The organism is Corynebacterium sp. UMB0012 (assembly GCF_030216265.1).
Taxonomy (GTDB): Bacteria; Actinomycetota; Actinomycetes; order Mycobacteriales; family Mycobacteriaceae; genus Corynebacterium.
This window is the reverse complement of the sequence record NZ_JASOKQ010000001.1, coordinates 148,832-169,506: the sequence shown is the minus strand read 5'-3', so window position 1 is coordinate 169,506 and position 20,675 is coordinate 148,832. Positions and strand designations below refer to the sequence as shown.

The window sequence follows — 20,675 nt, the reverse complement described above, 5'->3', positions numbered from 1 at the left end:
CTACTCCTAAATCAAGTTCTTTGCGGACAGGAAATCAGCGATCTTCTTCGCTGCATCTTGCGGGTTGGGCTCCGAAATAACTTCGCCGGCGGTGCGCGGTGGGCGCTTCTCAGCAGCCGAGACAGCGGTCGTCGGCGCGATAGCCTCGATGCCCAGGTCAGCCAGGGTGAAGGTGGTGATTTCCGCCTTCTTAGCTGCCATCAGGCCCTTGAAATTGGGGAATCGTGGCTTGTCACTCTTATCGTTCACCGTAACGATCGCCGGCAGTGGCGCCTCGAGTTCCCAGGTGCCGCGCGCGTCATCACGGGTGCCCTGCACGGTGCCGTCAGCTAGCTCTACTTTGTGCAAGCCGGTAAGGGCCGGCAGCTGGCGGTATTCGGCAAGAAGGCCGGCAAGCAGGCCGGTGGAGGCATCGGAAGCCTCGGTGCCGGCGGTGATCAGCTGGACGTCGTCAAGCTTATTGAGCGCGGCGTTGAGGGTCCACGCGGTCGATAGCGCGTCCGCTCCGGCCAAGGAATCATCGGAGACGAGCACGGCATCGTCGGCGCCCATAGCCAAAGCCTTACGCAGTGCCTCGTCGGCCTGGGCCGGCCCCATCGTCAGTGCTACGACTTTGTAGCCCGCATCGGGGTTATTGTCGCGCAGTCGCAGGGCTTGTTCCGCGGAGTACTCATTAACCTCATCAATGACGTTATCCACGGAGGTGCGATCCAGGGTGTGGTCATCGTTCAAAGACTTGGTAGACCACGTATCCGGCACGTGTTTGACCAGAGCCACAATAGTTGGCATTGGGCACTCACCTTTCCGATATATTTATGTTGCGTAATTATCCTCGGACGATGATACTCGGGGTTGACACAGCAAGGCGATTCCCTGTGAGCCAATTCGCGTAATGATGACCGCAAAAGGTTTCGATCCCTTCAGCTTCATCTTCTTCCGTAGCTGGTCAGGGTCCACCTCTACCCCGCGTACAAGGATTTCTAGGCTTCCCGCGTCATAGGATTTAAGTACGGATTTTAATCTTTTTAGGGGTACTTCTTCTATGAAAGGAAATCCCGAAGTTCCCTCCGGAATCCTCTCTCCTGTCAGGTATGCGATGCGCGGATCGATTTGATGCAACCCTTCCCTGGCCGCGTAGTGCTGGACCAACCCCGCTCGAACGATGGCCCCATCCGGGTCGATGAGATAACTGCCAATGCCTCCAGCATCGGGTAGGTCGTCTGCGTGGTCATCGAGGACATCCAGCTTGTTTCCTCGAATCATTACCGCTCTTCGGCCGTTACCAAGGCCTGGGGTATAAAGGCAGGCTTCTTTTACCCCGCCATCGACGCTCGCGACGGTGACGAGGCCGTCCCACTCGCTGAAATCAAGGCCAGGCGCGCACTTGATGGCCAGTTCCTTATCGCGATGCTTATCGACGACCTCCGGGAGCGGTGGCACCAAATCCTCCGGCCGCGTGATTCGCCTGCCACCGGCGCGGCGGGCCGGGTCTGCAAGGAGAACATCGGCGGTAGTAGTAGTCGTCAGCGCATCCGCGCGGAAAATCTTGGCGGAGGAGAGATTGTGCCTCGCCATTCTTACCCGTGATTCATCCAGGTCCGAGCCACAATAGTCGAGCGGAGAATTATAGCCTTCCGTGCCGATGGAACAGGTGACGTCGTGGACGCTGCGCACTCCCTGCTCGGCGAGGAAATTCGTCCGATACGCCGCCACTTCAATGGGGGTTGCTTGCTGGGCGGAGTCGGCGTCCATAAGCCAATCGTGCGGGAGCTTGCCGGAACTGCGGGCGGTTACCAGCTCCATGACCGCGCGGCCATATTCACCGAACTTAGCTTTGAGGATTTCAGTGTCTTTGAGCCGAGAAGCCTTGGTTAAGGTGAGGTCGAGGTGTGCTATTTCCTCTTGATGTTCGGCAAGGAAGTCAACTTCTGCAGGGGTATAACTCATATTCGGTCTAAAGGGGTGGTGGAAAAGAATTCGCGGTAACGGGGATCTTCGCGCGGATCCCCAATGACGGGGCGCAGGTCCGAAAAGGACGCATCCTCTAGGACCTCTTGGACGGAGGAATACTTGCTCAGCCTTTGCATCTGTGCCCACGTGGGGATGGCAAGGCGCACCAGCCCGGCGCGCCAGCCGTCCAGGATGAGCTGCGGGGGGAACCATCCGGCATCGTCTGCTTCATCGGTATCCCCATCTGGTTCTTGGCCGGAGGGCAACACCCCAACGAAGAAGAAGGTGTCGAACCAATGGCTTTTCCCCTTTCCTACCCAGCGCGCCCAAGGAAGGAGCATATCGGCGTCGACCCGCATTCCGTTATTGCTGAGGAATTCGGTAAAGGAAATGGTGTGGTTTTCGAGGAGTTTTCGCTCTTTGTGATAGCGCCGCGCATTGGAGACGATACCGTCCTCGCGGATGGCGAAAAGGGTGCCGGCCTCTTCGAAGAGCTCGCGGGCAGCGGCGAAAACGAGAGCGTGGGCTTTGTACTTGGTCACGCCCATCCGGCGGGCCATGGAGATGACAGACTTCCCGGCCCACAGCTCGCCCGAGTCCCAGGCACGCGGCGGAAAGTCACGTGGGTCTACACCGCCGCCCGGAAATACTGAATGCCCCGGGTAGTTATGCATGGTGTGGACGCGCTCTTGTACCCACACTTCAAGACCGTCAGCGCCGTCCCGCAAGAGCAGGACGGTTGCCGCCAAGCGCCCACCGTGGAAGCCGGTGGTATCGCTGGCGTCAATGGCATCGAGACGGTCATGAAAAGGATTGGTCATAGAGAAGCTCGGCGGGCGAAGTATCGCTGTCCAATGCGGTCCACCTGAATAGGCTGGTGGAAGGCGCGAGTCAGATTTTCGGAGGTGAGGACGGAATTAATCAGCCCTTTTGCCACAACTTTACCCTCATCTAACAGCATGGCGTGGGTGAAGCCATAGGGAATCTCCTCCACGTGGTGGGTGATCATGACTATCGCTGGGGCATCAGGGTCCATGGCTAGATTGCCAAGGTATCCCACGAGGTCTTCGCGGCCTCCCAGGTCCATGCCTGCGGACGGCTCATCGAGGATGAGCAACTCCGGGTTAGACATGAGAGCGCGAGCGAGAACGACGCGCTTCTTTTCTCCCTCAGACAGGGTTCCCCAGGTGCGCTCTTTGAGGTGGGTGGCGCCAACTTGGGCCAAGATGTCATCCGCGCGGGAGAAATCCATGTCCTGGTATTCTTCGCGCCAGCGGCCCAACACAGCGTAACCGGCGGAGACAACTAGATCGTCCACGCGTTCAGTGTCCGGAATCCGCGATTGCACCGCCGCGGAGGAGATGCCGATAAGCGCGCGCAGATCGCGCATGTCGGTTTTGCCGATTTGCTCCCCCATCACAAAGGCGGTGCCTTTCGAGGGGAACTCTTCGGCCGCGGCCATGCGCACCAGCGAGGTCTTGCCCGCGCCATTGGGGCCAATGATGACCCAGCGCTCATCGAGCTCTACTTGCCAGTCCACGGGTCCGACGAGGGTCTTGCCGCCGCGGCGCAGCTCGACGCCGCGAAAATCTACGAGCCAATCTTGATCAGTGGGAGTTACGTCGTTCACGCCTTCCATTGTGACTGATTTGTTCTTTGCCCGGTGAAATTGACACAGCTGCATTAGTCTTATGTGCATGACTACTCGCCTTGGTATTGACGATGTCCGCCCGCTTATCTCCGCCGGTTCTGTAGCCTCCAAAGCCGTTGTAGGCGAGGTAATTCCTGTCACCGCCCTAGTCTGGCGCGAGGGCCACGATGCGGTCTCGGCAACCCTGTCTGCGTGGGCGGCACGGACCACGGCTACCTCCTCCGTCACCATGCAGGTCGACCCTAATGACCAAGATCGCGTACACGGCGTATTTACCCCGGGCACCCAAGGCACCTGGTACTTCCGCGTCGATGCCTGGTCCGATCCCATCGCCACGTGGAAGAACGCGGTAACCAAGAAGATGGCGGCTGGGCAATCGGCTGCTGAGCTTGCCAATGACCTGCAGCATGGCGCGGAGTTGTTTTCTCGCGCGGCTCTGCAAACCCCGTCGGATGTGGTGGAACCGCTCTTTGTGGCTGCTCGGGATTTAGAGGATGAGTCCTTGGACGTCGATAAGCGCGTGCAGGTAGCGCTCTCGGAAGAGGTAGCAGGCATCCTGCGCTCGCATCCCTTGCGCGACCTGCTGGTAGAGGGCGCAATCCACGAGGTATATGTGGAGCGCCGGGCCGCACTCTATAACTCGTGGTACGAGCTTTTTCCCCGCTCCACGGGAGGCTGGGATGAAGAGGGAAATCCAGTCCACGGCACTTTTGACACCACTGCCAAGGCACTGGAGCGGGTGGCCGATATGGGCTTCGATACGGTGTACTTTCCGCCCATTCATCCCATCGGCAAGGTACACCGCAAGGGAAAGAATAATTCGGTCGTTGCCGAGCCCGGCGATGTGGGAAGCCCCTGGGCCATCCAGGACCACTCCACCACCCATCCGGACTTGGGCACCATGGAGGATTTCAAGAAACTAGTCTCCCGCGCCCAAGAACTCGGCCTGGAGGTAGCGCTCGATTTCGCGCTTCAGGCATCGCCCGACCATCCGTGGGCGAAGAGCCACCCAGAATTTTTCACCGTCCTTCCAGATGGCACCATCGCGTACGCCGAGAACCCGCCGAAGAAGTATCAGGATATCTATCCACTCAACTTCGATAGCGCTCCTGATGCCATCTACCACGAGATCTATGAGACCTTGATGATTTGGGTCGAAGCCGGTGTGAGTACTTTCCGCGTGGATAACCCGCACACCAAGCCGGCAAATTTTTGGAACTGGCTGATTACCCGCGTGCACGCCACCCATCCGGATGTCATCTTCTTGGCCGAGGCCTTTACCCGCGCCCCTCGCCTCTTCGGTCTAGCAAAGGCGGGGTTTTCCCAATCCTATACCTATTTCACCTGGCAAACCTCCAAGCACGAGCTCACCCAATTTGGCCAGATGCACGTCGACCAAGCAGATATCTGCCGCCCCAACCTCTTTGTTAATACCCCGGATATCCTGCACGATTCCCTGCAGACCGGCGGGCGTGCCATGTTCGCCATTCGCGCGGTCCTAGCCGCCACCATGTCGCCACTATGGGGCGTGTACTCCGGCTTTGAGCTCTACGAGCACACCCCAGTAGCCCCAGGCTCCGAGGAATATCTCGACTCTGAGAAGTACGAACTACGCCCGCGCGATTTTGCGGCGGCGGCTGCGTCAGGAGATTCCCTCGAGTCCTATATCCGGCTGCTCAACCAGATCCGCCGCGATAATCCCGCTTTGCAGCAACTGCGCACCCTGCGGTTCCACGACACCGACAATGAAGCCATCATTGCCTATTCCAAGGCGGATCCGGCCACCGGCAATGTAGTCCTCGTCGTGGTCAACCTAGATCCGCGCAACGCGCAGGAAGCCACCGTCACAGTAGATATGCAAGCTATCGGCCGCCACCCAGGCGAGTCTTATACCGTCCAGGACACGATTACCGGCTCTGCCTACCACTGGTCCGAGCGCAACTTTGTGCGCTTAGAGCCGCTTCGCGACGTCGCCCATGTCTTCGTCCTTCCCCCTGCCGACCACGCCCTCCAGGAACAGCTCACCTGGCGGGCAGTTAGCGACTATCGCCCGTAAATATTCGCCCACCGGACCGCACCCGAACTAGGTACTGTGATTGTATGACTATCCCGGCCGCTGACCTCGCTCGCCTCAATGACTGCCGCCACCATGACCCGCACGGTTTCTACGGCTGGCACGAAGGTACCGTCCGCTCCCGCCAACCAGGCGCTTGCGAGGTGCAGCTTCACACTCCCACGCAATCCGTGTCCATGGAATTGGTTGGCGATGACATCTGGGAGGCGGAAATTGGCGATAACTGCGATTACCGCTTAGAAATCTCCTATCCGGAGGCCCCTAGCCGCACCGTGGCAGACGGCTATCACTTCCTTCCCACGGTGGGCTCGCTGGATCTGCACCTGATTGGAGAAGGCCGCCACGAGCGCCTCTGGGATGTCCTCGGCGCCAACCTGCGTTCTTATGACACTGAGATGGGTACCGTATCCGGCGTCTCCTTTGCCGTGTGGGCTCCCAATGCCCAGGGCGTTGCCGTCGTGGGCGATTTCTGTGGCTGGAACCCCACCCAGTATCCGATGCGTTCACTCGGATCGACCGGCGTGTGGGAGGTCTTTGTTCCCGGTATCGGTGCTGGCGAGCACTATAAGTTTGCCATCTTTAGCCACGAGGGCCGCAAGGACAAGGCCGATCCCCTAGCCAAGCGCACCGCCTGCCCGCCGGAGACGGACTCCATCGTGGATTCCACCAGCTTCGCCTGGTCCGATTCCGCCTGGATGGACAAGCGCACCGGCAACCTCGATGTGCCTATGAGCATCTATGAGGTCCACGTTGGCTCGTGGAAGGTTGGCGCCAACTACAACCGCTTGCGCGAGGAGCTCATCCCATACCTCAAGGAGCACGGTTTCACCCACGTCGAGCTCTTGCCCGTGGCCGAGCATCCCTTCGGCGGGTCCTGGGGATACCAAGTCTCTGGCTATTACTCGCCTTCTGCGCGCTGGGGCTCGCCGGATGAATTCCGAGAACTGGTCAATGCCCTGCACAAGAATGGCATCGGCGTCATCGTGGACTGGGTGCCGGCACACTTCCCCAAGGATGATTGGGCCCTTGGTCGCTTCGACGGCCAGGCTCTCTACGAGCACCCCGATCCCCGCCGCGGCGAGCAGGCCGATTGGGGCACCTATGTCTTTGACTTCGGCCGCAATGAGGTCCGCAATTTCCTCGTGGCCAACGCCCTATACTGGGCCGAAGAATTCCACATCGACGGCCTGCGCGTAGACGCCGTGGCTTCCATGCTCTACCTGGACTATTCCCGCGATGAGTGGCTGCCCAACCAATATGGTGGCCGCGAGAACCTCGAGGCGGTGCAATTCCTCCAGGAAACCAACGCCACCCTCAACCGCACGCATCCAGGCGTGCTCACTATTGCCGAGGAATCCACTTCCTGGCCGGGAGTTACCGCCCCCACCTCCGAAAACGGCTTAGGCTTTTCCCTGAAATGGAATATGGGCTGGATGAATGACACCTTGGAGTACTTCAAGCACGAGCCCATTCACCGTTCCTATCACCATGGCGAGCTCACCTTCTCCATGGTCTATGCCTACTCCGAGCGCTACGTACTGCCGTTTAGCCACGACGAAGTAGTCCATGGCAAGGGCTCGCTGTGGGAGCGCATGCCTGGCGACGACTGGAATAAGGCCGCCGGCCTCCGCGCCCTCTATGGCTACATGTTCTCCCACCCCGGCAAGAACCTGCTCTTCATGGGCCAGGAATTTGGCCAGACTACCGAGTGGGCCGAGGGGCATTCCGTGGACTGGGGTAACCTCCACGGTTGGGGCAGCGAATGGCACCAGGGCATCAAGCGCCTCGTACGTGATATTAACCTCGTCTACCGCGATACCCCTGCCTTGTGGTCGCAAGACTTTAGCCAAGAGGGATTCCAGTGGGTCAAGGCGGATGATTCGAATAATAACGTGCTCGGCTACGTCCGCTACGGCGCAGACGGCTCTGCTCTACTCGCCGTGTGCAACCTTTCTGGTTCTTCCATCCCCAACTATGGCCTCTGGGTTCCACACGACGGTGAATGGCAGATGGTGCTCAACACCGATGACGCCGTCTATGAAGGCGCCGGGAACCCACTGCCCCAGCGCATCCGCGTGGAGAACAACTCCACGACGCTGCATCTGCCGGCCAATTCCGTGCAGTGGTATGCGCTAGAGCGCTAAGTCCTAGTACAGGGCGCTCGCCAGCTTGGTGCGGGCGTCGAGCACGCGCGGGTCATTGCCTTCAAAGAGCCCAAAGAGCTCCAGTAGGCGCTCGCGCACGCGGGACTTCTCGTCGCCGGCCGTTGTCTTCATCGTCTCGATGAGGCGATCAAAGGCCTTTTCTGGGGCTCCGGCTACCACTTCGGCGTCGGCAGCCCGCATTTGCTTATCGACGTCCCCCTTATCCCCTTCCGCGGCCGCAATCGGGTCTTCGGTCTGGTTGGCAGGGTCGAGGCGCTTGAGCAAGACTGTGGTGTCACGCGCCTGCTTAATCTGCACATTATCGGGCTCGGATTCCAAGATGGAGTTGTAGACGTTGAGCGCCCCATCAAAGTCGCCGGCGTTCAAGAAGCTTTCTGCTTCCTGAAGGCGCGGATCCTCTTCTTCCTCTTGGGGCTGTTCCGATGCCTCATTGCCTTGCAAGCCCTTCAGCTGTGGACCAACATTCTGCACCAGGGTGTCCACCCATTGCTTTAGGGCTTCTTTGGGTTGCGCGCCCTCAAAGTTCGTCAGTGGCTGGCCAGCGCCCAATGCCACCACGGTCGGCAGATTCTTCACACCAAAGGCCTGCGCAACCTGCGGAGTAGCATCCGCATCCACGTAAGCAACCAAGAAGCTCAAGTTTCCTTGCGCGGCCAAATCCGCAAGGTCAGTTTTCAACTGCTCCGACTGGGTAGAGCGAGCAGTGCCGATGAGGACCACGACCGGAACTTCCGTAGAACGGCGAACCACATCTTGGTCGAAGTTGGCCTCGGTCACCGTGAAGAAAGGCTGGGCGCCGCCGGCACTTGTCTGCGGCGATTCCTGCGCCTTCTGCCGGGCCTCGGCTCGCGCCTTGACCTGGCTGAGGTCGAGCGCTCCTCCTACATAAGCATTATTTGGTGAAGTCATCTAGTCCTCCTTTGCAAGGCGGCGGTTAACCGCATCTACCTTGTCCGTTAGCTGATTAGTTACGCCTTCGCGAATATCGGCCTTGACCACCAAAGAAGTGCGTGGGGATACCGCACGCACTGCGTCGGTGGCCTTCTTAATCGTGTCAAAGACCTCGTCCCATTCGCCTTCAAGCAAGGTGAACATGGCATTGGTCTCGTTGGGCAGGCCGGATTCGCGGACTACGCGCACGGCCTCGGACACGGCATCGGCCATTTCTTGGGAGTCATTATTGACCACCGCAGGGGCTACAGAAAATGCAACAATCATGCCCGCTAGTCTACCTACGCTCCCAGCAGTGGCGGTGCCAGTGCCGGCGATCGTCGCCCCGGCGGCCCACGTCCCGCGGCCAGGCGACGATGTGTGCCACCCCGGGCGGAATGTTTTGGTTACAGCCAGGGCACAAGTAATACTTCTGAGCGCGAGCAGAACCGATATGCCGCATGACATAGGGCTCGCCGTGCGTCCAACTTGGCCCCTCGACAGTTTGCGAACCTAGAAAGGTTGAACCGTCTTTGGGCAGGGACCGGACTTCCACGGGTTTGCGCCTATTTCGCCGTGGCATTAGAACAGTCGCAATTCGTTCGACTCGAGCCCGCGTAGCTCCTGGTAATCCAGTACGACGCACCGAATGCCGCGGTCCTCAGCCAAGGTACGCGCCTGCGGCTTGATTTCCTGGGCTGCGAATACACCGGAGACAGGGGCGAGAAGCTCATCGCGGTTGAGCAGCTCCAGATACCGTGTCAGCTGCTCAACGCCATCAATGCCTCCGCGGCGCTTTACCTCGATGGCGACGTTATTATTGTTCTCATCCTTAGCCATGATATCCACAGGACCGATGGCCGTGGGATATTCGCGGCGCACCAACGTGTAGCGCTCGCCCAAGGTATCAATCTGGTCTGCCAAGAGCTCTTGAAGGTGAGCCTCGACGCCATCCTTGACTAGGCCTGGATCCTCACCCATGTCATAGGAGATTTCTTCATGAATCTCGGCAATGGTGATGCGCAACTGCTCGCCCTTGGGGTTTTCCACCAGCCACAAGATCTCGCCTGTGTCTTCGCCGTCGAGGTCCTCAATCCCGGACTCCTTCAGGGTGCACGGGGGTGTCATCCAGTTAAGTGGCTTATAAGCGCGGTCGTCGGCATGCACGGACACGGAACCGTCCGCTTTGACGATGAGCAGGCGGTCTGCCATTGGCAGGTGGGCATCCAAGCGGCCCACGTAATCTACTGAGCATCGGGCGATTACTAAACGCATGTTCTCTACCCTAGCGGGTGGAGCTATCGCTTGGATTGACGGGTAGCGCGTTCGCGCAGTTCCCGGAAGTCAAAGCGCTGCTGGCGCTTGGATGGAGCGGCCTCTACCCACGCCCCGAAGGCCATGATTCCGTGGGCGTCCGACGCCAGTTCATATTCTCTTCCCTTGGCCCGAAAGCGAACGACTTCGGTGGCAGCGGACATAAAAGAAGCCTCGTCATCATCAAGCGGGCGGGTGCTCACTACTTCGATGTCGAGGCGGTTGATGCGCAGATCGCAGCGCGGAGAGACAGAACGGAGCTTGAAATACTCCACAAATTCGCCTTCATAACGCAACGAACCATGGCGCCAGGAAAGGGAATTCTTAGCCGGAACTCGGCGCAGAAGGACAGAAGTACCGCGCGATCGCACAGTGAAAAAGCGAAGCGCAGCCAGAAAAATAACTAGCAGCAGGGCCACTCCAAGGGCCCACAGAAGCACTGCAACCACCGTTGAATTCATGGGCCTTTCACGCCATCCTCGCTCTGTGGAGAAACTGATTCTTTGGATTGTAGCGCCTTGAAGGGCCACCACGCCAATAAGAAAAGGCAAAGAAAAAACGAAGAAGGCGCACCGGCTATAAACCGATGCGCCTTAAGAGAGCAGGAAGGGCGGCTATTGCTGCCCTCTCCTACCAATCCAAGGTATTAAGCCTTGGCGCGGCGAACTGCACGCTGTGCGGCCTCGCCACGGGACTTGGTGAGCTCGTGCTCAGAAGCGAAATCCTTCTGAGCCTTCTCCTCATCCACCTCATCGGACCAGATGGCCCAATCAGCGAGGACGGTGATCTTGTCCTGGGTAACGGAGAGGAAACCACCCTGCACGGCGGCGACGCGGCGCTCGCCGTCCACTGGGTGGATGGTCACCACGCCATTATCGATCAACTGACCGATCATTGGCTCGTGACCGGGAAGCACGCCGATCTCACCCTCGGTGGTCTCAGCCGTGACCATGGAGGCCTGTCCAGACCACAGCAGGCGCTCGACGGAAACCAATTCGGCGGTGATGTCAGCCATGTGCCTCTCCCTACTTCTCGTTCAACTTCTTGTATGCAGCCTCGACATCGTCCAAGCCACCCAAGCCGTTGAAGGCCTGCTCTGGGTAGTGGTCAAACTCGCCATCGCAGATGCGCTCGAAGGCATCGATGGTCTCAGACAGCGGCACGTAGGAGCCCGGCAGGCCGGTGAACTTCTGTGCGACGAAGAAGTTCTGGCCCAAGAAGCGCTCGATACGGCGGGCACGCTGAACGGTGACCTTGTCCTCCTCGGACAGCTCGTCCATACCAAGGATGGCGATGATGTCCTGGAGTTCCTTGTTCTTCTGCAGAATACCGATGACGCGCTGTGCAACCTCGTAGTGCTTCTCGCCAACGATACCCGGCTCGAGGATACGAGAGGTAGAGGTCAGCGGGTTCACTGCTGGGTAAATACCCTTGGAAGCAATAGCACGGTCCAGCTCGGTGGTGGCGTCCAAGTGAGCGAACGTCGTAGCCGGAGCTGGGTCGGTGTAGTCATCGGCAGGAACGTAAACGGCCTGCAGGGACGTAATGGAACGGCCCTTGGTCGAGGTAATGCGCTCCTGCAGAACACCCATCTCATCAGCCAGGGTTGGCTGGTAGCCCACAGCGGAAGGCATACGACCCAGCAGGGTCGAAACCTCGGAGCCGGCCTGGGTGAAACGGAAGATGTTGTCGATGAACAGCAGCACGTCCTGGTTCTGCACATCGCGGAAGTACTCCGCCATAGTCAAGCCGGACAGAGCCACGCGCATACGGACTCCTGGCGGCTCATCCATCTGGCCGAAGACAAGTGCGGTATCTTGCAGCACGCCCATTTCTTCCATCTCCAGGAAGAGGTCGGTGCCCTCACGGGTACGCTCGCCGACGCCGGCGAAGACGGAGGTACCGGAGAACTCACGGGCGATACGGGTAATCATCTCCTGAATGAGAACGGTCTTACCCACACCTGCGCCGCCGAAGAGGCCAATCTTGCCGCCCTTAACGTACGGGGTCAGCAGGTCAATGACCTTAATGCCGGTCTCCAGAATCTCGGTCTTACCCTCGAGCTGGTCGAACGCTGGCGGCTCGCGGTGGATGCCCCACTGCTCACCATCGCGGCCGAGACCCGGCTCGTCGAGGCAGTCACCGAGGGCGTTGAAGACGTGGCCCTTGACGACGTCGCCGACCGGCACGGAAATTGGCTTTCCGGAGTCGATGACCTCGGCACCGCGGACAAGGCCGTCGGTCGGTGCCATGGACACGGTGCGGACAAGGTTGTCACCGAGGTGCTGAGCGACCTCGAGGGTGACGGTCTTTGCAACAGCTTCGAGCTTAATGTCGACGTGCAGTGCGTTGTACAGGGCCGGCAGTGCCTCACGTGGGAATTCCACGTCCACAACCGGACCGATGACGCGCACGACACGACCGGCGACTGCCGAAGACTGTGCATTCTGCTCTTGCAGAGCTGTAGTCATAATCTAGTCACTTTCTGCGCTGTCAGATAGCGCGCCAGCGCCACCGACGATCTCTGAAATTTCCTGGGTAATCTGTGCCTGACGGGCCTGGTTAGCCACGCGAGAGAGGTCCTCGACCATCTCGGTTGCGTTGTCAGTAGCAGACTTCATAGCTGTACGGCGTGCAGCGGACTCGGAAGCAGAAGCTTCCAAGAACATAGCAAACAGGATACGCGAGACGTACTGCGGAAGCAGCGCTTCCATCAGCGTATCTGCGTCTGGCTCAAACTCGAATCCTGCGGCAACATCGTCCGCAGACTCGGCGTCAGTCAGAGCGGAGTCACCGAGGTGATACTCCTCATCCTGAATGACCGGCTGAACTGGCAACAGCTGCTGAGCACGCGCGGTCTGGGTCAACATGGACTCAAACTCGGTGTAGACAACGTGTACCTGGTCAAAGCCACGTACACCGGCGCCCTCACCCTGCGCATGCAGGCCGTCGCGGCCCTTGGTAGTGCCATGAGAACCAGCAATAAAGCCATCAATCAAGTGACGGCGCACATCGTGGGTGGTCTCCCAGGTTGGATCCTGAGAGAAACCGCCCCAGCTGCCCACTACTTCGTCCTCGCGGAACTTGTAGTGGCCGATGCCCTTATTACCAGTAACGTAGCGAACTACCTCGTAGCCCTTGCTTTCCAGGAGAGCCTGCAGCTGTGCCGCCTTCTTGAAGACGTTGTTGTTATAGCCACCGCACATACCGCGGTCAGAAGTGACCACGAGGATGGCGGCGACGTTTCCGTCTTCGCGCTCACGCAGCATGTCATGCTCCAACGTAGAAGCCGCAGCCAGCTTGTTCATCATGCTGGTCATCTCAGCCGCGTACGGCTGAGAGGCCTCTACCCTAGCCTGCGCCTTGGTAATGCGCGAGGTAGCAATGAGCTCCTGGGCCTTGGTGATCTTCTTAGTCGAATTGACGGACCGGATGCGGTCACGTAGTTCGCGAAGATTAGCCATCGTTTCTCCTCCCTTCTTTAATCTAGACGGTTAGTTGTGAGTTCTGAACTCTACTTAGCCGTCTTGCGGGAGACGTTGAGCTCGGTGTTCTTTACGTCGCTTTCATCCAAAGGCTCTACCGGTGCCTCGGAGCCGAGGTTACGGCCCTCGGAGGTGCGGAAGGTCGGCTGGAAGTCCTTAGCTGCCGCAACCAATGCGTCCTTGGACTCATCGGTCAGCGGCTTGCCACCGGAAATCTGCTCAAAGACCTCTGGGGTATTGGCGTTGAGGTACTCGTGTACCTCGTCCTCGAAGCGGCGGACGTCTTCAACGGGAACGACGTCGAAGATGCCAGCCTCGGCGAGGTAAATGGACACCATCTGGTACTCCACCGGCTGCGGGGAGGACTCGGACTGCTTCAGCAGCTCGACCAGACGGGAACCGCGCTCCAGCTGAGCCTTGGAAGCAGCGTCCAGGTCAGATGCGAACGCAGCGAAGGCCTGCAGGTCACGGTAGGAAGCCAGGTCCAGACGCAGATTACCGGCGACCTTCTTCATGCCCTTGGTCTGTGCAGCGCCACCGACACGGGAGACGGAAACACCGACGTTAATAGCCGGGCGAACGCCCTGGTTAAACAGGTCGGACTCCAGGAAGACCTGGCCGTCAGTAATGGAAATGACGTTGGTCGGAATGAAGGCGCCGACGTCGTTTGCCTTGGTCTCGATGATCGGTAGGGCGGTCATGGAGCCGGCACCCATGTCGTCGGAAAGCTTTGCAGCACGCTCCAGCAGGCGGGAGTGTAGGTAGAACACATCGCCTGGGTATGCCTCGCGTCCCGGCGGACGGCGCAGCAGCAAGGAAATGGCACGGTAGGCCTCAGCCTGCTTGGTCAGGTCATCGTAGATAACCAGGACGTGGTTGCCCTGGTACATCCAGTGCTGACCCAGCGCTGCACCGGAGAACGGCGCTAGCCACTTGAAGCCGGCGGAATCGGAAGCCGGTGCGGCCACGATGGTGGTGTAATCCAGTGCGCCGTGCTCCTCAAGGGTGCGGCGCACGCCAGCGATGGTCGAGCCCTTCTGGCCGATAGCGACGTAGATGCAGCGTACCTGCTTGTCCTTGTCGCCGGACTCCCAGTTAGCCTTCTGGTTCAAAATGGTATCGATGCAGACCGCGGTCTTACCGGTCTTACGGTCACCGATGACCAGCTGGCGCTGGCCGCGGCCGATCGGGGTCATTGCGTCGATAGCCTTGATGCCGGTCTGCATTGGCTCTTCAACCGGCTGGCGCTGCAGCACGGATGGTGCCTGCAGCTCGAGGACGCGCTCCTCTTCAGCGTTGATTGGGCCCATGCCGTCGATCGGCTGACCCAATGGGTTAATTACGCGGCCGAGGAATTCCTCGCCCACTGGGATGGAGAGAACCTCGCCGGTCCTCTTAACCTCGTCGCCCTCCTTGAGGGACTCGAAGTTGCCCAGGACCACGACACCGATGGAGTTAGTGTCAAGGTTCTGTGCGACGCCAATCACGCCGCCTGGGAACTCGAGCAGCTCATTCGCCATAACGGACGGCAGGCCAGAAACCTGCGCAATACCGTCAGCTGCCGAAATGACCACGCCGACCTCCTCACGGGAGGCCTCCGCGGAGTAGCTCGAGGTGTAGTTCGCAATCGCACTACGGATCTCGTCGGAGGAGATCGTCAGCTCCGCCATGTTCTTCCTGCTCTCGGTAGTATCTTCCAGCACTTACTTAAATCGTTTCTGTCGTTTCGGCTACGCCATCTGGGCACGCAGGCGGGCGATCTTGCCTGCCGTGGAGCCATCAATGACTTCATCGCCGACGCGGATGCGCATGCCACCGAGGAGGCTGGTGTCAACCTCAGAGTGAATGGACATCGCACGACCATAAATTTTGCCCAGCTTCTCAGCGAGTACTGCTTGCTGGCCTTCGTTTAGTTCACCCGCTGCGGTAACGCGCGCAATGGTGCGGTCCTGCAGGTCAGCTGCAGAATCAGCCAGAGCGGCTACGTCATCGATCGGGTTCTGCTCTGGGCGGGAGATGGCCTGAAGCACGAGGGCCTCAGTAAACATCGTGACCTTGCCGTAGAGCACGTTTGCCAGCAATCCGCGCTTGCGGGCGGAATCAGCAGTTCGGTCGGAAAGCAGCTGGGTGAGCTCGCCCTCACGGTCAAGAATCTGGGACAGGCGGAAGAGCTCGTCTTCTACCTGGCCCAGCTGACCCTGCGCCTCAGCACCACGCAGCAGTGCGCGGCGGCCCAGGGACACCAAGCCCTTGACAAAGTCCTTCGGGGTGGACCACTGTGCGGCCGCAGCTTCCTGGATGATGCGCAATGCGCCATCGGAAATCTTGGAGCCGAACAGGGTCTCTGCCAGGGACTTGCGTGCCTCGCTCGGGGCGGCGATATCGGTGAATGCAACGCGCAATTCGCGGTCTGCATCCAAGACATCGACAACCTCGAAGATATCCAGGCCCGCCTGCGCGGCGGTGGCGACGTTGTTGTCGCCTGCCAGGATTTCATCCAAGCGGGTTTGCGAGGTTGCGAGTGCTTCGCGGCTAGCTGCCTTCATAGTTGCCTACTTTCCGGCCGGTGCCACAGAGTCGAGCTCGGACAAGAAGCCATCAATGGTGGAGGACTTCTTAGAGGCGTCGGAAAGCTCGCCGCCCAGAATCTTCTCCGCCAGGTTGATGGAGTTCTGGCCCATTTCGGAACGCAGCTCAGTAACAACCTGCGAGCGGGAAGCCTCCAGCTGCTTCTCGCCATTGGCGACGATGCGGCGGGACTCTTCTTCCGCGTTGGTCTTAGCCTCGGCCTCAATCTGCTTACCGCGCTCGCGCGCTTGCTCGCGGATCTCGGCTGCCTCTGCACGGGCATCGGCCAGCTGAGCATTGTACTTTTCCAGAGCAGCCTTAGCCTCGGCCTGCTGGGCCTTGGCACGCTTCAAGCCGCCCTCGATCCGGTCTTCACGCTCCTGCAGCATCTGGCTGTACTTCGGAAGAACGAACTTCGCGAAAATCAGCAAGATGATGGCGAACGGAATGATTGACCAGACTAAGTCGTACATCTTGGGCAGAAGGATGGAGTTGCCGCTCTCCAGCGGCAGGCGCTCACTTCCTTCTGCTGCAAGGTAGTAAATGACGTTGTTCATGGGTCTCCGTTCTTAAAGTTCGATTTACTTGTGTAAAGCGTTCTTTAGAACAGGAAGCCTGCAACGAGGCCGATGAGGGCAAGTGCCTCAACGAAGGCGATACCCAGGAACATGGTGGTACGCAGCTGGCCGGCCATCTCAGGCTGGCGTGCCATGCCCTCAACGGTCTTGCCAACGAGGATGCCGATGCCCAGGCCCGGGCCGATGGTGGCCAGGCCGTAGCCGAGGGACTGAAGGCCGTCGAAGGAGGTGGTTGCTGCGTCCTGAGCCAGGATGATCTCGTTCATGTGAAAGTCGTTCCCTTTCAATGTATATCCCGTAGGAGTGTCCTGCGGGGCGGTGTTGGTTTGATTTTGGGGTATTTAGTTAACCGCGAGGTTCGCGTTGTTGTTAGTGCGAATCTGCATGCAACGACAATTCGATGTATACCGCCGTCAGCAGGGCAAAGATGTATGCCTGCAAGAAGATGACGATAAGCTCGTAAAGCGTGAACAGAACCGCTGCGACCAGGGTCAAGCCACCCACTGCGGTCCAGGCGTTGAACTGGAAGAAGAAGAAGTTCGTAGCCGAGTACAACAGGACCAAAATCAGGTGGCCAGCCAGGAAGTTCGCCATAAGACGAAGAGCCAAGGTGACTGGGCGCATAACAAACGTAGAGAATGCCTCAATCGGCACGACAAGAATGTGCAAGGCCGGTGGCAGGTTAGGAATAACCACCGAGGACTTGATGAACTTGCCAAAGCCATAGCGCTTAGCGCCGGCGTAAATCATGGCGATATACGCAACAGCTGCCAAGACGATTGGCATACCGATACGGGCGTTCGGAGAAATGTTCAGACCCGGCACAATAGTTGTGAGGTTCCAGAACAAAACTGCAAAGAAGATAGAGGCCAAAAGTGGAAGGAAGCGACGTCCTTCCTTCTTGCCCAAGATGTCTTCTGCGATCTGAACTCGCACGAAGTCAATCGCATGCTCGCCTACGTTTTGAATTCCTTTAGGAACCAGCTTGGGGTTCCTGAAGGCGACAACAAATAGGAGCACCAGCACGGCCGCCATCAGAAGGCGAACGAGCATGATGCGATCCAAAGCGAACCAACCGTTGGCAAAATCGCTCAACCAGAGGTCAACGACTCCGCCATCATCGGTTACGTGCCCCGGGAAAAATTCTGGGTCCAGTTCGGGTGCGTGGAAGCTACCCTTCATGGCCAATGTTGTAACGCTCAGCGTTCTCTCCCGTGTTCGGGCCACACAGCTTGTCGAAGGCCGTGTGGTGCGATGGACGTCTCAAACTCTCTGCCTCACACACGGACTCCGTCGCACATCAGCGTGCGTAAGACAGGGATTCACCGCTGCGAAAGCCAGCTTTTGCGCTAGCCCGCGGTAACCCGAAGAAAAGCGTATCAGTTAGATCAAGAGTTTTCGCACGTGGGGGGCCACTAACGAGCCTAGTTTCACCGCTGCGGGCCCAATTCCGCCACAAATTCACAACAAAAAGGCCACATTCTGCCTAAATCCTGCTACGTGGAGTTCATCACACCTGCCTATTTCCCCACCTTGACGGGGGTAACCACAACAGAAACGATTGCATGCACACAGAGCAAAAGGGCCCACCACCTTTCCTTCCAGAAAAGCGGTGGGCCCTAAGAAAGGCCACTTCCCTGCTACGAGACGTACGTGACCCGCGAGGTGACGACGGCCCATACCTCTGTGCCCAAAGTGGCGAAAAGGGCCAGCATAACGGTCACGAACAGCGCCAAGGTGTCATAGAAATCCATATCTCGGATTACGAGAAGCACCATGACCAAAACGATGACCTTGAGCAGCCAACCACCCAGCACCACCGCCATGGTGTTGGCAGGAGTGGTATTGGCAGTCAGCAAAACCGACAAGGCGGTAAATAAGACGAAGCCGCCACCGATAGCGGCACCGACCAGGACTCCCCAAATACCGGGAAGACCACTGATACCGCCCCAGACGGCTAAGGAGACCACCGTGATAACCAGCAGGGCTAGGCCGCCCAGTCTGACCGCCCTTTGCATGGGACGGCGGTGGTCATCAAATTCCGAGGGTTGCGTAGTCGCTTGTGCTTCACTCACGGCTACACACCCTACCTCACGAGGGCTCGGATTCCTTCACCACGACGGTCTCTCGCGCAGCTGGGCCAATCTTTCCTTGCCGCAAAGGTACGAGGGTTGCCGCGAATGCCAAGAGCAAGGCAACGACGGTAACACCAATGGCCACTGGTGCGGGCACGATGGAAAAGGACACCGCGCCGAAGGCTACGGCGGAGACCCACAGATAAAGGACCAGCACGGTCCGGCGGTGGGTATGGCCGAGCGAGAGTAAGCGGTGATGGATATGCGCCTTATCCGCAGAAAACGGTGAGCGCCCCTGGGACAGGCGGCGAATGACAGCCCAGACAAGGTCCAGGACTGGAATAAACACCGCTGCGACCACCACAATGATGGGCGACATCAAGGCGACAATGTCCACCGTGCCGTAGAGCGACATATTGATCTTGCCAGACGCAGAAGTCGAGGCCGCAGCGAGCAAGAGACCAATAAGCATCGAGCCAGAATCGCCCATGAAGATGCGCGACGGTTCGAAGTTATGCGGCAAGAATCCAGCGCACATTCCCACCAGGGCAGCGCTGATGATAGCCGGCGGGTAGGCCGAGACCGCACCGCCCTGGTCATGGAGAACGGTCAAAGAAAACACCAGAATTGCCCCGCCCGCAATCATGCCAAGGCCTGCCGCTAGGCCATCGAGGCCGTCGACAAAGTTGATGGCATTGATGAGCAGAACGGTAAAGAAAGCGGTGAGCAGGGTGCTTTGCAATTGGTCGAGGACGACCGTGGTGCCGCCGCCAAAAGGGATGAAAAGCAGGGTCCAGGTAAGGCCCAGCCCGCTCATCAAGGTGGCAGCAAAGAGCTGGCCAAACAGCTTCACTATGGCACTCAGCTCCACCAAGTCATCGACCACTCCGACAAGCAATAGCGCCAGGGCCGCCCAGAGTACCGCATTCATCTCCGGAGTGACGGGCATAAAACCCCGAGTCAAGGCTGGAAGCTGGGCTGCGAGGAATATCGCCGCCGCGAAGCCGGTAAACATGGCCACCCCACCCATGCGCGGGGTGGGCTGCGTGTGGGCGTCGCGCAGGCGAATCTCCGCCACGCGGCCGGTGCGCACCAAAACGGAGCGCACCACGCCGGTGGTGAGATACGTAAATGCTGCTGCGACGAGGATGACGAGGGCCAGCTCGCGCAGCGGTACACCACTGCCGCTCACGCGCATTCCTCCCTTAAGCCTGTGGGCGGGTACGCAGGGTCTGCGCGTCGACGCCAATGACCTCGCGGATTTCCTCGGCCGAAAGTGCCCCTTCTCGCAGCAGATACGGGCGCTCGCCAGAGAGATCAATGATGGTCGAGGGCTTGCCGACGGCCGTCTCTCCCCCATCTAAGTAAACCGTCACGGCTTTACCAAGCTGCTGCTTGGCCATGAGCGCCGTGGTCGGCGGCTGGTGACCAGAAATATTGGCGGAGGAGACAGCCATGGGGCCAACCTCGCGCAGCAACTCGATGGCAATGGGATGCAACGGCATGCGCAGCATCACGGTGCCGCGGGTATCGCCAAGGTTCCACGGCAGCGATGGTGCTTGCGGGACTACGATGGACAGGCCACCGGGCCAGAAGGCCTCAACCAAGTCACGCGCGGTATCGGTATAGGAAGCAACGAGGCCGCGAACGGTATCCCAGGACCCCACTAAAACCGGCACCGGCATATCCGGGCCGCGCTGCTTGGTGGCCAAGAGGTTGGCTACGGCATCATTATCAAAAGCATCGCAGCCGAGACCGTAGAGCGTATCGGTGGGCATGACCACAAGGCGGCCGGATTGCGCAGCCTTGACCGCAATATTCATCCCCTCTTCGCGCTCGGCATCATCGGCGCAGTTAAAAATCTTTCCTTGCATAATCTTTTCCC

General features: G+C 59.0%; 22 protein-coding genes. 2 read left to right on the top strand and 20 right to left on the bottom strand.

Features of this window, described 5'->3' with window-relative positions; translation table 11 throughout:
• Nucleotides 1-6 precede the first annotated feature (6 nt).
• From QP324_RS00805 to QP324_RS00790, 4 genes are read right to left on the bottom strand one after another with little or no spacing between them, the layout of a single operon-like run.
• Nucleotides 7-789, bottom strand: coding sequence for an electron transfer flavoprotein subunit beta/FixA family protein (locus QP324_RS00805; RefSeq protein ID WP_284813930.1), 783 nt, complete (start codon nucleotides 787-789; stop codon nucleotides 7-9).
• 24 nt (nucleotides 790-813) lie between these two features.
• Nucleotides 814-1,947 (bottom strand): SAM-dependent methyltransferase, encoded by a 1,134-nt coding sequence (locus QP324_RS00800; protein ID WP_284813928.1) that lies wholly within the window; start codon nucleotides 1,945-1,947, stop codon nucleotides 814-816.
• A complete protein-coding gene (locus QP324_RS00795) occupies nucleotides 1,944-2,771 on the bottom strand; it encodes an NUDIX hydrolase (RefSeq protein ID WP_239277978.1) in 828 nt (275 codons plus the stop codon). Before QP324_RS00795 ends, QP324_RS00800 begins: the two co-directional genes overlap by 4 nt.
• The gene (locus QP324_RS00790; RefSeq protein WP_239277977.1) at nucleotides 2,768-3,589 is read right to left on the bottom strand and encodes an ABC transporter ATP-binding protein; all 822 of its coding nucleotides are present in this window, start codon (nucleotides 3,587-3,589) and stop codon (nucleotides 2,768-2,770) included. Before QP324_RS00790 ends, QP324_RS00795 begins: the two co-directional genes overlap by 4 nt.
• Nucleotides 3,590-3,647: 58 nt before the next feature.
• Here QP324_RS00790 and QP324_RS00785 point away from each other — a divergent pair, with 58 nt between their 5' ends.
• Together QP324_RS00785 and glgB are read left to right on the top strand one after the other, a co-directional pair.
• The gene (locus QP324_RS00785; protein WP_284813926.1) at nucleotides 3,648-5,657 is read left to right on the top strand and encodes a maltotransferase domain-containing protein; all 2,010 of its coding nucleotides are present in this window, start codon (nucleotides 3,648-3,650) and stop codon (nucleotides 5,655-5,657) included.
• Between the two features lie 44 nt (nucleotides 5,658-5,701).
• Nucleotides 5,702-7,819, top strand: a complete 2,118-nt coding sequence (gene glgB / locus QP324_RS00780; RefSeq protein WP_284813924.1) for a 1,4-alpha-glucan branching protein GlgB — start codon at nucleotides 5,702-5,704, stop codon at nucleotides 7,817-7,819.
• Nucleotides 7,820-7,822: 3 nt separating this feature from the next.
• On the opposite strand, the gene QP324_RS00775 is transcribed toward glgB, so the two are convergent.
• From QP324_RS00775 to QP324_RS00700, 16 genes are all read right to left on the bottom strand, one after another.
• Nucleotides 7,823-8,749 (bottom strand): tetratricopeptide repeat protein, encoded by a 927-nt coding sequence (locus tag QP324_RS00775; RefSeq protein ID WP_284813922.1) that lies wholly within the window; start codon nucleotides 8,747-8,749, stop codon nucleotides 7,823-7,825.
• Nucleotides 8,750-9,058, bottom strand: coding sequence for a thiamine-binding protein (locus QP324_RS00770; RefSeq protein WP_005323373.1), 309 nt, complete (start codon nucleotides 9,056-9,058; stop codon nucleotides 8,750-8,752).
• A 10-nt stretch (nucleotides 9,059-9,068) separates the two neighbouring features.
• Complete coding sequence (locus QP324_RS00765) at nucleotides 9,069-9,353, bottom strand: hypothetical protein (protein WP_284813920.1); 285 nt, start codon at nucleotides 9,351-9,353, stop codon at nucleotides 9,069-9,071.
• The gene (nucS, locus tag QP324_RS00760; protein WP_284813919.1) at nucleotides 9,353-10,045 is read right to left on the bottom strand and encodes an endonuclease NucS; all 693 of its coding nucleotides are present in this window, start codon (nucleotides 10,043-10,045) and stop codon (nucleotides 9,353-9,355) included. Before nucS ends, QP324_RS00765 begins: the two co-directional genes overlap by 1 nt.
• A gap of 23 nt (nucleotides 10,046-10,068) precedes the next feature.
• Nucleotides 10,069-10,545, bottom strand: coding sequence for a DUF2550 domain-containing protein (locus QP324_RS00755; protein ID WP_239277971.1), 477 nt, complete (start codon nucleotides 10,543-10,545; stop codon nucleotides 10,069-10,071).
• Nucleotides 10,546-10,730: 185 nt separating this feature from the next.
• On the bottom strand, nucleotides 10,731-11,099 hold the full coding sequence (locus QP324_RS00750; RefSeq protein ID WP_238801023.1) for a F0F1 ATP synthase subunit epsilon: 369 nt from the start codon (nucleotides 11,097-11,099) through the stop codon (nucleotides 10,731-10,733).
• Nucleotides 11,100-11,109: 10 nt separating this feature from the next.
• On the bottom strand, nucleotides 11,110-12,555 hold the full coding sequence (gene atpD / locus QP324_RS00745; RefSeq protein WP_049361377.1) for a F0F1 ATP synthase subunit beta: 1,446 nt from the start codon (nucleotides 12,553-12,555) through the stop codon (nucleotides 11,110-11,112).
• A gap of 3 nt (nucleotides 12,556-12,558) precedes the next feature.
• Nucleotides 12,559-13,548: a F0F1 ATP synthase subunit gamma gene (locus QP324_RS00740; RefSeq protein ID WP_284766274.1), complete on the bottom strand. Its 990-nt coding sequence runs from the start codon at nucleotides 13,546-13,548 to the stop codon at nucleotides 12,559-12,561.
• A gap of 50 nt (nucleotides 13,549-13,598) precedes the next feature.
• Nucleotides 13,599-15,239, bottom strand: a complete 1,641-nt coding sequence (gene atpA, locus QP324_RS00735; protein WP_284814005.1) for a F0F1 ATP synthase subunit alpha — start codon at nucleotides 15,237-15,239, stop codon at nucleotides 13,599-13,601.
• A gap of 60 nt (nucleotides 15,240-15,299) precedes the next feature.
• Nucleotides 15,300-16,115: a F0F1 ATP synthase subunit delta gene (locus tag QP324_RS00730; protein WP_179386382.1), complete on the bottom strand. Its 816-nt coding sequence runs from the start codon at nucleotides 16,113-16,115 to the stop codon at nucleotides 15,300-15,302.
• A gap of 6 nt (nucleotides 16,116-16,121) precedes the next feature.
• Nucleotides 16,122-16,694, bottom strand: coding sequence for a F0F1 ATP synthase subunit B (locus QP324_RS00725; protein ID WP_284813916.1), 573 nt, complete (start codon nucleotides 16,692-16,694; stop codon nucleotides 16,122-16,124).
• A gap of 44 nt (nucleotides 16,695-16,738) precedes the next feature.
• A complete protein-coding gene (locus QP324_RS00720; RefSeq protein WP_049361381.1) occupies nucleotides 16,739-16,981 on the bottom strand; it encodes an ATP synthase F0 subunit C in 243 nt (80 codons plus the stop codon).
• A gap of 103 nt (nucleotides 16,982-17,084) precedes the next feature.
• Nucleotides 17,085-17,897 (bottom strand): F0F1 ATP synthase subunit A, encoded by an 813-nt coding sequence (gene atpB / locus QP324_RS00715; RefSeq protein WP_049361382.1) that lies wholly within the window; start codon nucleotides 17,895-17,897, stop codon nucleotides 17,085-17,087.
• A gap of 458 nt (nucleotides 17,898-18,355) precedes the next feature.
• Nucleotides 18,356-18,733 carry a hypothetical protein gene (locus QP324_RS00710; protein ID WP_284814003.1) on the bottom strand — a complete coding sequence of 126 codons (378 nt, stop codon included), beginning with the start codon at nucleotides 18,731-18,733 and terminating at the stop codon, nucleotides 18,356-18,358.
• A 73-nt stretch (nucleotides 18,734-18,806) separates the two neighbouring features.
• The gene (locus QP324_RS00705) at nucleotides 18,807-19,982 is read right to left on the bottom strand and encodes an MraY family glycosyltransferase (protein ID WP_284813914.1); all 1,176 of its coding nucleotides are present in this window, start codon (nucleotides 19,980-19,982) and stop codon (nucleotides 18,807-18,809) included.
• A gap of 13 nt (nucleotides 19,983-19,995) precedes the next feature.
• On the bottom strand, nucleotides 19,996-20,664 hold the full coding sequence (locus QP324_RS00700) for an L-threonylcarbamoyladenylate synthase (protein WP_284813912.1): 669 nt from the start codon (nucleotides 20,662-20,664) through the stop codon (nucleotides 19,996-19,998).
• Nucleotides 20,665-20,675 lie beyond the last annotated feature (11 nt).